9 protein-coding genes are annotated in these 12001 nt (G+C 58.1%); 3 read left to right on the top strand and 6 right to left on the bottom strand.

The features are described from left to right. Positions 1–40: 40 nt before the first annotated feature. Positions 41–439 (bottom strand): DNA-directed RNA polymerase subunit omega, encoded by a 399-nt coding sequence (rpoZ, locus tag AB4048_RS25810; protein ID WP_442204856.1) that lies wholly within the window; start codon positions 437–439, stop codon positions 41–43. Positions 440–748: 309 nt separating this feature from the next. On the opposite strand from rpoZ, the gene AB4048_RS25805 reads away from it, so the two are divergent. Then, positions 749–1336 (top strand): LabA-like NYN domain-containing protein, encoded by a 588-nt coding sequence (locus AB4048_RS25805; protein ID WP_442204855.1) that lies wholly within the window; start codon positions 749–751, stop codon positions 1334–1336. Positions 1337–1566: 230 nt separating this feature from the next. Here the strand turns inward: AB4048_RS25805 and smpB are convergent, their stop codons facing one another. Together smpB and dapA are read right to left on the bottom strand one after the other, a co-directional pair. Continuing rightward, on the bottom strand, positions 1567–2046 hold the full coding sequence (smpB, locus tag AB4048_RS25800) for an SsrA-binding protein SmpB (protein WP_442204838.1): 480 nt from the start codon (positions 2044–2046) through the stop codon (positions 1567–1569). Positions 2047–2197: 151 nt separating this feature from the next. Beyond that, complete coding sequence (gene dapA, locus AB4048_RS25795; protein ID WP_442204837.1) at positions 2198–3082, bottom strand: 4-hydroxy-tetrahydrodipicolinate synthase; 885 nt, start codon at positions 3080–3082, stop codon at positions 2198–2200. A gap of 218 nt (positions 3083–3300) precedes the next feature. On the opposite strand from dapA, the gene AB4048_RS25790 reads away from it, so the two are divergent. Both AB4048_RS25790 and AB4048_RS25785 read left to right on the top strand, forming a co-directional pair. Continuing rightward, the gene (locus tag AB4048_RS25790) at positions 3301–5361 is read left to right on the top strand and encodes a lytic transglycosylase domain-containing protein (RefSeq protein ID WP_442204836.1); all 2061 of its coding nucleotides are present in this window, start codon (positions 3301–3303) and stop codon (positions 5359–5361) included. Between the two features lie 140 nt (positions 5362–5501). Beyond that, positions 5502–6398, top strand: coding sequence for an alpha/beta fold hydrolase (locus AB4048_RS25785; RefSeq protein WP_442204835.1), 897 nt, complete (start codon positions 5502–5504; stop codon positions 6396–6398). A 232-nt stretch (positions 6399–6630) separates the two neighbouring features. On the opposite strand, the gene AB4048_RS25780 is transcribed toward AB4048_RS25785, so the two are convergent. The 3 genes from AB4048_RS25780 to AB4048_RS25770 all read right to left on the bottom strand — a co-directional run bounded on the left by AB4048_RS25780 (position 6631) and on the right by AB4048_RS25770 (position 11138). After that, entirely contained in the window at positions 6631–7722 is a 1092-nt protein-coding gene (locus tag AB4048_RS25780) for a porin (protein WP_442204834.1), read from the bottom strand. 452 nt (positions 7723–8174) lie between these two features. Then, positions 8175–9236 carry a porin gene (locus AB4048_RS25775; RefSeq protein WP_442204833.1) on the bottom strand — a complete coding sequence of 354 codons (1062 nt, stop codon included), beginning with the start codon at positions 9234–9236 and terminating at the stop codon, positions 8175–8177. An 801-nt stretch (positions 9237–10037) separates the two neighbouring features. After that, positions 10038–11138 carry a porin gene (locus AB4048_RS25770; RefSeq protein ID WP_442204832.1) on the bottom strand — a complete coding sequence of 367 codons (1101 nt, stop codon included), beginning with the start codon at positions 11136–11138 and terminating at the stop codon, positions 10038–10040. Positions 11139–12001: the final 863 nt, after the last annotated feature.

Raw genomic sequence — 12001 nt, 5'->3', positions numbered from 1 at the left:
ATCACCATATCGCTCCGGTAGAGAGCATCAAGGGTGACGATTAATAATCGTCGCTCTTTTCCGGGGGGACCAGGCCTTCGATGCCGGCCAGCAGCTCTTCTTCCGACATCTGGTCGAAGGTGATCGCTTCGGGCACGTCTTCTTCTTCGGCATCTCCAGAGGCAGCCGATGCAGCGGCGAGCGTCGCCGGATCGGGCTCGGGCTCGTCGATTTCGACGTGCTTCTGCAGCGAATGGATCAGGTCTTCCTTTAGATCGTCGGGCGAAAGCGTCTCATCGGCGATTTCACGTAGCGCTACGACCGGATTTTTGTCATTATCGCGATCGATAGTGATCGAGGCGCCCTGCGAGATGAGGCGAGCGCGATGGCTGGCGAGCAGAACGAGCTCGAACCTGTTCTCTACTTTATCAATGCAATCTTCTACGGTGACACGGGCCATTGCCTGTCCTTTGCGGTCATGATGTCGTCGACATGTCTCGGAGTTAGGATGCCCGATACAATCAAAACCGGGCAAATTCAAGTTTTTCTTACCCGCGCCCGTAACAAGCCGGCTTGGCGGCGAAAATTTGCGATATAAAAGCAGAATTTCTATCTTAGGTTGCTTGGAATAAACCGATTCGTGTCCTAAATCTGAAGTATATGAACAATCCATAAATAATACGGATTGTTCTGATGGATACGGCAGTATGTTGTTTTGATTGCGCTTTATCAAGGTCAGAACATTTGAGTAACAATGGATAACCAGCTGATGTTCGATCCACGCGAGAAAATCGCACTTTTCATAGATGGCGCAAATCTTTACGCGGCTTCAAAAAGCCTCGGCTTCGATATAGACTATCGCAAGCTTTTGAAGGCTTTCCAGAAGCGCGGCTATCTGCTGCGTGCCTATTATTACACAGCCCTCATCGAGGATCAGGAATATTCCTCGATCCGGCCGCTGATCGATTGGCTCGACTATAACGGCTACAAGGTCATCACCAAGCCGGCCAAGGAATTTACGGATTCCATGGGACGCCGAAAGATCAAGGGCAACATGGATATCGAGCTTGCCATCGATGCCATGGAGCAGTCGGAGACGGTCGATCATCTCGTGATCTTTTCGGGCGACGGCGATTTCACGACGCTCGTGGAGGCGCTGCAGCGGCGCGGTCGCAAGGTGTCGGTCATTTCGACCATGGCGACGCAGCCGCCGATGATCGCCGACGATCTCCGTCGGCAGGCCGATCACTTCATCGATCTTGTCTCGCTGAAGGCGGAAATCGGCCGCGATCCGAGCGAACGCGCAGCCCGCCAGATCGAGCCCGTAACGACCGCGTCGGCGGATCACGAAAACTAATATTTCGTCGCGGCAACACTGCCGCGGCCCGCAAAGCTCAGAACCGTTTTCGTTTTTCCTCTAGAGCAGGTCTGCTTTTCTTTGAATCGCAGATCCGCTCTACCTTTTGTTTTCACGCAATTCCGGACGGAAAACCGTTTCACACTTTTCCTGGAACTGCCCTAAACACGGAAACGGTTTATCTATTTGCTTTCAAGCAAATCCGGCCGCAAGCCTTCGCACCTTACCCGTCAGCCGTTGTCTTTCAGCAGCCTGCTCTTCTGCCGGTTCCAATCGCGTTCCTTCTCGGTTTCGCGCTTGTCGTGCAGCTTCTTGCCCTTGGCCAGTGCCAGTTCCAGCTTCGCGCGGCCGCGATCGTTGAAATAGATCTTCATCGGGATAAGCGTCATGCCTTCGCGATTGACGGCATTGCGCAGTCGGCCAATCTCGCGCGCCGACAAAAGCAGCTTGCGGCGGCGGCGAGGCTCGTGATTGAAGCGGTTCGCCTGCAGATATTCCGGAAGGTAGGAATTGATCAGCCAAATCTCGCCGCCCTCGTCGGATGCATAGGATTCGGCAATGTTGGCCTTGCCCTCGCGCAGAGACTTCACCTCCGTGCCCTTGAGCATGATGCCTGCCTCGTAGGTATCGAGAATCTCATAGTTGAAACGCGCCTTGCGGTTCTCCGCCACGATCTTCTTGACGACGCGTTGGCTGCCTTTGGGTGCCATGCCTGTTCATTCCGTTCTGATATCGGGAGCGGACAACACTCGCCGGCTCTTGACCCTACATAGGGGAGACTGCCGTTCTTGTGAAGGCAGCGCCCTGCCCCGACATGCAAAACGCGCATTTGCCGCCGGCGAAATGCGCGCTTCTAGCCAATCAGTTGATCAGGCCGGCATGGCGCATGGCGGCGTCGATCGCGGTTTCCGTCGACGGCTCCAGGGTCGACAGCAGCGGCGAGCGGACATTGCGGCTCATGCGACCGAGCTTCGCAAGACCATACTTCGCCCCGCACAGGCCGGGCTCGATGAAGATCGCCTTGTGAAGCGGCATGAGGCGGTCCTGCAGCTGCAGGGCCTTGGCGAAATCGCCGTCCAAGGTCGCCGCCTGAAGCTCGGCGCAAAGACGCGGGGCGACGTTGGCCGTTACCGATATGCAGCCGACGCCGCCATGGGCGTTGAAGCCGAGTGCCGTGGCGTCCTCGCCGGAAATCTGGCGGAATTCCGGACCGCAGGTTATGCGCTGCTCGGACACGCGCTCGATCTTGCCGGTGGCATCCTTCACACCGACGATATTGGAATAGGCCTTGGCAAGCTCCCCCATCGTTTCCGGCGACATGTCGACGACGGAACGGCCGGGAATGTTGTAGATATAGATCGGCAACTTCACCGCTTCGGCGACCGCGGCGAAATGGGCAAACAGCCCCTTCTGCGTCGGCTTGTTGTAGTAGGGCGTGACCACCAGGATTGCGTCCGCGCCCACCTTTTCGGCGTGCTGCGCAAGTTCGATCGCTTCCTTCGTATTGTTCGAGCCTGCGCCCGCCATTACCGGCACACGCTTGCGCGCGGTCTCGATACACAGTTCGACGACGCGCTTATGTTCGAGGTGGGAAAGGGTCGGCGATTCACCGGTCGTGCCGACAGGCACGAGACCGCTGCTGCCTTCGCTGATCTGCCATTCGACATGCGAGGCGAAGGACGCCTCGTCGATCTCGCCGGCGTCGGTGAAAGGCGTGACGAGCGCGGGAATGGATCCCCTGAACATATAAGACTCCTAGCAGCCCGGCTTCATGCTTCAGCCGTATTCGATCGTTAAGAAAGGCCGCACCATAAAGCGGCGGCTTGACGGCGACAAGCATGCTTTGCTGGGTCGAGGGCAATTTGAATATCCGAATTTATCGAAATTTCTCGCCCGCGCTAAGGCTTCGTTAAGGTGCCTCTCGGCAAATGGATGAGGTCTGACTTTTTCGTGCGAGTATCCGGATGAGAAAACCTGTTCTGATGCTGTCTGCCGTCGGCATGGCCGTCGCGTGGAGCACTTTCGCGTCTGAAATTTCGAGCAAAAACAACTATCCGGGCGGCAAGCAGCCGACCGACGTCGCCATGGCGATGCCCGAGCCGATCATCACCGGCTCGATCCCGCGCAACACGACGATCGCCCCCCTCATCGGCGACCTGAAGGCCGGTCTCGACGCGCTCTCGGCGAAGAAGCCCGAGCAGGCGCTTGCGATCCGCAACGGCATGGGCGCGAGCAATCTCGACCGCCATATCCTCACTTGGGCGATCGCGACATCGGGGCTGCCGGGCGTGCCTTCCGGTGAAATCGCGGCGGCCTCGCGCGAACTCGCCGGCTGGCCGGGATTGAAGTCGCTGCGCGGCAATTCCGAGCGCGCGCTCTACAACGAAAACCCGCCGGCGGCTGAGGTCCTTGCCGCATTCGGCGATACCCAGCCGGAAACCGCCGAAGGCGCCTTCGTGCTGGCGCGGGCACTGGTAGCGAACGGATCGAGTGCACAGGCGGCGAAAGTCATCCGCAAGGTGTGGCGCACGCAAAGCCTGGACAAGCCGTTCGAGGACAAGTTCCTTGCCACGTTCGCGGGCCTCATCGGCCCCGCCGACCACAAGGCGCGCATGGACCTGCTTCTCTATCGCGGACGCGCGGCACAGGCCAAGCGCTTTGGCGACCTTGGCCAGGCGCAATCGCTCTACAAGGCTTGGTCTGCCGTCAGCAGCCGCTCGGCAAGTGCCGGCGCTCTCCTTGGCGCCGTCGATGCCAAGTGGCGCAGCGACCCCGCCTATGTGTTCGCGCGCGTCGAATATCTGCGGCGACAGGACAAGTATGAGGAAGCCGCAAGCCTTTTGGCGCAGATGCCGCGCGACCGTGGCACGCTCGTCGACCCAACCGAATGGTGGAATGAGCAGCGCATCGTTGCCCGCGGCCTCGTCGATCAGGGCAAGTACGCGCCCGCCTACCGCATCGTCGCCAACAGCGCAGCCTCCACGCCACAGGACGTCGGCGACGCGGCGTTCCATGCCGGATGGTACGCGTTGCGCGGCCTCAAGGATCCCGCGACCGCAGAGACGCATTTCCGCAAGATCCTGACGGTGTCGTCCGGGCCGATCTCGGTTGCGCGCGCCTGGTACTGGCTCGGCCGCTCCGCCGAAGCCGGCGGCCCCGGTAGTGCTACCGATTTCTACGCCAAGGCAGCCGCCCTTCCCAGCACGTTCTATGGCCAGCTCGCGGCCGAGAAGCTTGGGCGTCGCACGCTGAACGTCACTTATCCCTCCCCCACGGCGGACGACCGCGCACGTTTCCAGTCCTACGAAGCGGTCCGCGCCATCAGCCGGCTTGAAGCTGCCGGCTATGGCTGGCGCGCGGACGGCCTATACCGCGCGCTTGCCGAACAGATGCAGAGCCCCGGCGAAGTGGCGCTGCTTGCAGCGCGCGCCGAACGCGGCGGCAATCACCAGCTGTCGCTGCAGGTCGGCAAGATCGCCTACGGCCGTGGCATCGACGTCGCAGCACTCGCTTTCCCGGTCGGCGTTATTCCCGACAGCGCCAACATCTCAGGTTCCGGCAAGGCCCTCGCCTATGCGATCGCGCGCCAGGAAAGCGCGTTCAATCCCGCCGCCGTCTCGTCTGCCAACGCGCGCGGCCTCTTGCAGCTTCTGCCGAAGACGGCAAAGGCAGTCGCCGGGCGCCATGGCATCGCCTATTCCGGCGACCGCCTGACCCAGGACGCCGGCTACAACGCCACACTCGGCTCCCATTATCTCGGTGAACAGATCGCAGCCTTCGGCGGCTCTTATATCCTGACCTTCATCGCTTACAACGCCGGCCCGAACAAGGTTCCCGAATGGATCGACCGCTACGGCGACCCACGCGGCAAGTCCATCGACCAGGTCGTCGACTGGATAGAAAGCATCCCCTTCCCCGAGACGCGCAACTACGTCCAGCGCGTGATGGAGAACTATCAGGTCTACAAGGCACGGCTTGGTCAGAAGACCGATATCGAGCACGATCTAATCTACGGACGGGGATAGAGGCGCGGCGACAACTCGCCCGCCGTCTATTGCGCAACGTGCCGCGCTGCCCTCGCGTTTCGAAACCGGATCATTGCGGTTGTGAACAGCGGCCAAACCGCGCTAGACCTTGCTGAAGGATATGAATGCGAGGGGCTGGCATGGGCAACGACTATGAAAGCGGATTCCTGGAAAAGACGATTGCCGCCCCTGATGGGCTCAAGCTCCATGCGCGGGACTATGGCCACGACAATCCCGAGACGGCCGCGAGGCTGCCGGTTTTCTGCCTGCCCGGACTGACACGCAACTCCCGCGATTTTCATCAGCTGGCGCTGATCCTATCCAACGATGAGACGGCGCCACGAAGGGTGATCACGCTCGACGCGCGCGGTCGTGGCCGCTCGGAACGCGACGCCGACAAGAGCCACTACAACCTCGGGGTCGAAGCGCAGGATGTGGTCTCGGCCTGTGCGGCGCTTGACATCACGAAGGCGATCTTCGTCGGCACGTCGCGCGGCGGTCTCGTGCTTCATATCCTTGCCGCGACGCACCCCAAGCTGATGGCCGCCGTCATTCTCAACGACATCGGCCCCGCTCTGGAAATCGAAGGCCTCAGGGACATCCGCGACTATCTGAACCGCGGACGCAAACCGGCCGATTGGGACGACGCAGTCAATATTCTCAAGGAGGATCACGGCGCCACCTTCACCACGCTTGGCGAACAGGACTGGCGGGACATGGCGCACGCAATCTATGCCGAAGCCGACGGCCACATCGTTGCCGACGCGGATCCGGCGATTGCGCTGATCATGAAGTCGATCGATCTCGATGCGCCGCAGAAAGATCTCTGGCCGCAATTCGAAGGCTTCAAGCCGATACCGCTGATGACGATCCGCGGGGCGAATTCCAGACTTCTGTCGGACGCGGCGCTGAACGAGATGGGACGGCGACATGGGAACATGACGGCCCTGACCGTCCCCGGTCACGGGCATCCGCCGCTATTGCACATCGATCAAATTCCTAATGACATCCGCGCCTTTATCGAAAAGGCCGGTTAAATAGTTTCCGCTTTTCTTCGAAAAGCAGCCGATTCCGAGCGGAAAGCCGCCTCTCGATTTGCCTGAAATCGCTTCAGGGAAAAAGGCCCGGCTGGGAATACCGGGCCCCTTCCTCGATTGGAGGCGTTAGAGCATATCAGCTATTCTTTGAATCGCAGATCCGCTCTATCTTTTCGTTTTCACGCAGTTCCGGACGGAAAACCGTTTCACACTTTTCCTGGAACTGCTTGTCTTAGAACTTGCGTTCGAAGCGGAGGGTGCCGGCCCAGGTGTCGGTGTCGGCGGCATCCCAGTTGGTGTAGGAGATTTCCGGCTCGATCAGCAGATCCTTGACTGGGTTCCAACGAACGTTGGCGGTCGCGGCGAAGATCTTCGTATCAGTGTAGGCGAGCTGGATGTTCGACTGAACCTTCGGGTTGAAGGTGTAGCCCATGCCACCCCAGACGGCCCAATCACCCCAGCCGCAATCCGCGCCGTTGACCGGGCAGGCAGCGGAATTGGTATTCAGGTTCGAGCCGGCATACTGGTTGAGCTTGTCGCCGTCGGTGTTCCAGCCGCCCATGAGGAATGCCTTGAAGGCGCCGAAGTCGGCGTCGAGGCGAGCCTTGATGGCACCTTCCTCGACGATCGAATCATAACCGCCGACGACCTTGAAGCCGAATGCGCCTGCCTTGTAGCCGAGACCGGCAACAGCGTTCGGCGCATAGTGGTCGGCTTCGCCCTTCTGCCAGGCGCCACGGTAGGCGGAGCTGTTGGCATCGGACTTGTTGTCTTCCAGCGAGACGATCGCCGTGAAGCCGTTGCCGGCGTCATACTTGTAGGTGATCTGGTTGAGTTCCTTGGGGCCGTAGTAGATCACGTCGTCGTTGATGACGTTGCCGGCATAGCCCATGTAGAGGCTGTACTGCGAGTCCTGCTTGCCGACCAGGAAGCCGCCGAGGCTGATATTGGCCCAGAGAAGCTTCGTCGCGGTGTCGCCACCTTCCTGCCAGTCCTCACGGATGACGGTATTGGTCTTCAGGGCGCCGTATTCCGTGTCGGTTGCCGTATCGACGTTGATTTCGGCGCGGGTATGCCACAGCGTGCCGTTGTGGGATGCCGGATTGTAGGCATCCTTCCACAGGCCTTCGGTGCGGACGCGGCCGCCGAGCTTGAGGCAGGTTTCGGTGCCGGGAATGAAGAAGTAGCCCGCACCATAGGCATCGCAGATGCGGACGTATTCCAGCGGCTCAGGCTCGGCAGCAACGATCGCGTCGGCCGCGTGAGCGCCGGTTGCAGCCGCCAGCGCAGCCGCGGAGCCGAGAAGAAGGCTCTTGATGTTCATGGTAACTCCGTTCGAAATATGAATTAGGCATGAGAATTCGCGCCGAGAACCGACGTGCCCTACCCCACCCTGATGTTGGTGAACCCCTGCGGGAGAAGCTGAACAGGTGTGTTCCACTTCCGACGCGGAAACTACTCAGCGATTGTTACGACGCAATATCTCGATTAGCAGATCTCTATATATGACAATGCTTTAGGTATGTGCGTTGCACAAAAATCACGTCATCGATTTGTCATATTGCGACAAAAAGTATGATTTTTCATATGGCCTTCATATGGCTGTTACAATCGGCGGCGAATCGCCCAAGCGTGCGTCGAAATCGCCAAAACCGGCGCCTTGGGAGGGGTGGAACCGGCTCCATCGTCGGCCGCGATCGCTCCTAGACTTCAAACGCAAAAAGCCCGGCTTTCGCCGGGCTTTTCGCATCTGACAAGCGTCAGATGCTTTGGAGTTTAGAAGCTGCGCTGGAAGCGGAGGGTACCCTGCCACTGCTGCGAATCAACCTTGTGGTAGTCGGTGTAGGAAACTTCCGGCTCAATCTTAAGATCCTTCGTTGCCCACCAGATAACGTTCGCCGTGGCTGCCAGGGTCTCGTTGTCGGTATAAGCAACCTGAGCGTTTGCGCTCAGCTTTTCACCGAACGGCACGGATGCACCGGCCCAAACGGCCCAGTCGCCCCAGCCGTAGCCAGAACCATCCGCTTGAGCGAACTTGTTTGCCGTCTTGGCGTCCGAGTTCCAACCACCCATGAGAAAGGCGCTGAAAACGCCGAAGTCCCCATCGACACGAGCTTTGATCGCGCCTTCTTCCATGATGGTGTCATAGCCGCCTACGACCTTAATGGACCATGCGCCAGTCTTATAGCCAAGGCCGAGAACCGGGTCAGGTGCGTAGTGGTTCTGCTTAGCCTTCTGCCAGTTGCCAGAGAACTTGTCGGAGGCGGAGTTGGTGTCCTCCAACGAGGCCATCGCGGTAAAACCATTGCTGGCGTCGTAGGAATAGGTGATCTGATTCAGTTCATACGGGCCATCAACAACGACGTCATCGTTAATAACATTGCCGGCGTAACCGGTGAACTGATTGAATTGCGAATCAGCGAGACCGACAAGGAAACCACCCAGGCTAATATTAGCAGCGACAATACTCGGGCTACCGTCGCTCATGCCACCTTCAGACCAATCGAAACGCGCAACGGCGGAGGTCTTCAGGGCGCCATACTCTGTGTCGGAAGCCGTATCAACATTCAATTCGAGACGGCTGTGCCAGAACGTTCCTTTTTCCCAATCGGCCGGGGTATAAGCGTCGCCCCATTTGCCTTCAGAGCGAAGCATGCCACCAACCTTGAGGCAGGTTTCGGTGCCGGGGATGTAGAAGTAGCCCTTACCATAGGCGTCGCAAACGCGGACATATTCCATCGGCTCGGCGTCGGCAGCAACGATTGCGTCGGCTGCGTGAGCGCCGGAAACTGCTGCAAGCGCGGCAGCGGAGCCGAGAAGAAGGCTCTTGATGTTCATAGTAACTCCATTCGAAATTTGGATGAGCTTTTGAGGTTCTTCCGTCGCGATCGACGTGCCTCCTCCCATCCCCGGTTTTTCTTGACCCCTCACGGGAGAACCAGATTGCGTCAACGCTGGCCCTGAAGCCGAACGTACTTTGATGGTTTTTATGAAGCAACATAGGTGGACTATTAAGTCTTACATTCGTTATCGTTTGAACTATCACGTTGCAAAAAGATCACGTGTAGTTTTAATTCAAGATATTCGAATATACTTACAATATATAATTTAACTTTGTTATTAGCTTATGCTTTAATATGCATTTTTAATATTTCCTTCCATGTATAACTATAACGTTAATGTGTTATGCTTATGTAATTTAGATATTTTTAATATTTTCGCTAGCATGGCCTAGCTGTAACAAACATTCGAACCGGCGAACAGTCGGATTTCCTGCCACTGACGCTCAAGTATTTGACTATATTTATCTTTTTTTCCTAGGCCGATTTGAGCATAGTGCCTAGGCGCCGCCGTGAGCCCAAAGCGCGACGGCTGAAACCGTGCCCGAAACGAGGGAACTGCGCTCGGAGTGCCGCGCCCGTCTTGATTCAGTCGTACGGGTGAAAGAGCAGCGAATCAGCACATTCGAGCGAATCAGGAGGCTTCTGCCAGGCGGCTCGCGACCGCCGCTCGCCGCCATCTTTGAAATCGCGACGGCGGGATGCGCACCCGTACTCAGGACAAACGGTCCGGCCCATCAACGCAATAGGCCCGGCGTTTAAGCCGGGCCTTCTTTTCGCTACGCGACAATCAATCCGATCAGAACTTGCGTTCGAAGCGCAGGATACCGGCCAACTCGTCCGTGTCGGCGGCATCCCAGTTGGTGTAGGAGACTTCCGGCTGGATCAGCAGATCCTTGACCGGGTTCCAACGAACGTTGGCGGTCGCGGCGAAGATCTTCGTATCGGTGTAGGCGAGCTGGAGGTTCGCCTGGACCTTCGGGTCGAAGGTGTAGCCCATGCCACCCCAGACAGCCCAATCGCCCCAACCGCAATCCGCGCCGTGAACCGGGCAAGCCGAGCCATCCAAATTGGAGCCGGCATACTGGTTCAGCTTGTCGCCGTCGGTGTTCCAGCCACCCATGACGAACGCCTTGAAGGCGCCGAAGTCGGCGTCGAGACGGGCCTTGATGGCGCCTTCCTCGACGATCGAATCATAACCGCCGACGACCTTGAAGCCGAATGCACCTGCCTTGTAGCCGAGACCGGCAACTGCGTTCGGCGCATAGTGGTCGGCCTCGCCCTTCTGCCATGCGCCGCCGTAGGCGGAGCTGTTGGCATCGGACTTGTTGTCTTCCAGCGAGACGATCGCCGTGAAGCCGTTGCCGGCGTCGTACTTGTAGGTGATCTGGTTGAGTTCCTTGGGGCCGTAGTAGATCACGTCGTCGTTGGCGACGTTGCCGGCATAGCCCATGTAGAGGCTGTACTGCGAGTCCTGCTTGCCGACCAGGAAGCCGCCGAGGCTGATATTGGCCCAGAGAAGCTTCGTCGTGGTGTCGCCACCTTCCTGCCAGTCCCAACGGATGACGGCGTTCGTCTTCAGGGCGCCGTACTCGGTGTCCGTTGCGGTATCGAGGCCGACTTCTGCGCGGGTGTGCCAGAGCGTTCCCGTGTTCCAGGTTCCAGCGCCACCGTACTTGCCGTAGGCATCGCCCCACTGACCTTCGGTACGGACTTTGCCGCTGATCTTGAGGCACGTTTCACTGCCCGGTATGTAAAAATAACCGACACCATAGGCGTCGCAGATGCGGACGTATTCGAGCGGCTCAGGCTCGGCAGCAACGATCGCGTCGGCCGCGTGTGCGGCGCCAGCAACTGCAAACACAGCCGCGGAGCCGAGAAGAAGGCTCTTGATGTTCATAATAGCTCCATTCGAAATATGAATTAGGTAATGAAGATTTCCGCCGAAAATTGACGTCCCCACCCTACCCCGTTGCGTGACCCTCAATGGGAGAAGCAGAACTCATGCTCTGATTCCGACATTGAAAATACCGATCGGCGTCAATAGAGCAATTATTCGCTCCATATAAATACTATTCTTGATAGATATTCCGTCTTGTAAGTTGTAAAATAACAACGTTACAAATAATGCATATCTATACTTTAGTTTTTTATAATATTGGCACATCAATATTTGCTTATTTAGATATTATTCTTGTTAAATGCACTTACATATCTCAGCATGGCTGAAGTGAAACATAGCGTTAGCCGAGGACGTTCCCCTGGCCTCAAAACCAAGAACCGCGTCGAAGATGGCTGCAGACATGATCTGTCCTGTATGCGCGCACGCTGCAGACAAGCAAAAGCGCCTGGCGACATGCCGGACCATTGGAAAAGCCTGCCAATTTGCTGCTTCGACATGCTCTGGCTTGCCAGAAGCATCTGCAGGCGTTTGATTTTGGAGATGCAGCAGGTCCCGGACACAAGGTCGAGGATCACGACGCGTGCAGAGCGAGGCGGTCCGGCAGAATGTGGGCCTCCGATCGGACCGGCCCCAAGAGCCGCATCACAGGGCTCACCGATCCAGCCGAGCGCTCGGCGGCGCCGGTTCGCACTCGCAGGACATCTTGCCGCCGCCAGATCCTTGCCAAGCACGCCGGCAAACAAAAAGCCCGGCTTTCGCCGGGCCTTTCGCGTCTAACAATGTCAGATCTGACTTATTAGAAGCTACGCTCGAAGCGCAGGATACCAGCAACCTGGTCCTTGTTGACCGAGTCCCAGTTG

Origin of the sequence: Rhizobium sp. RAF56 (assembly GCF_052113965.1) — a bacterium.
In the GTDB taxonomy this organism is placed as follows: domain Bacteria; phylum Pseudomonadota; class Alphaproteobacteria; order Rhizobiales; family Rhizobiaceae; genus Rhizobium.
The sequence above is the reverse complement of the archived record's forward strand: the minus strand, read 5'-3'. Positions and strand labels throughout refer to the sequence as shown.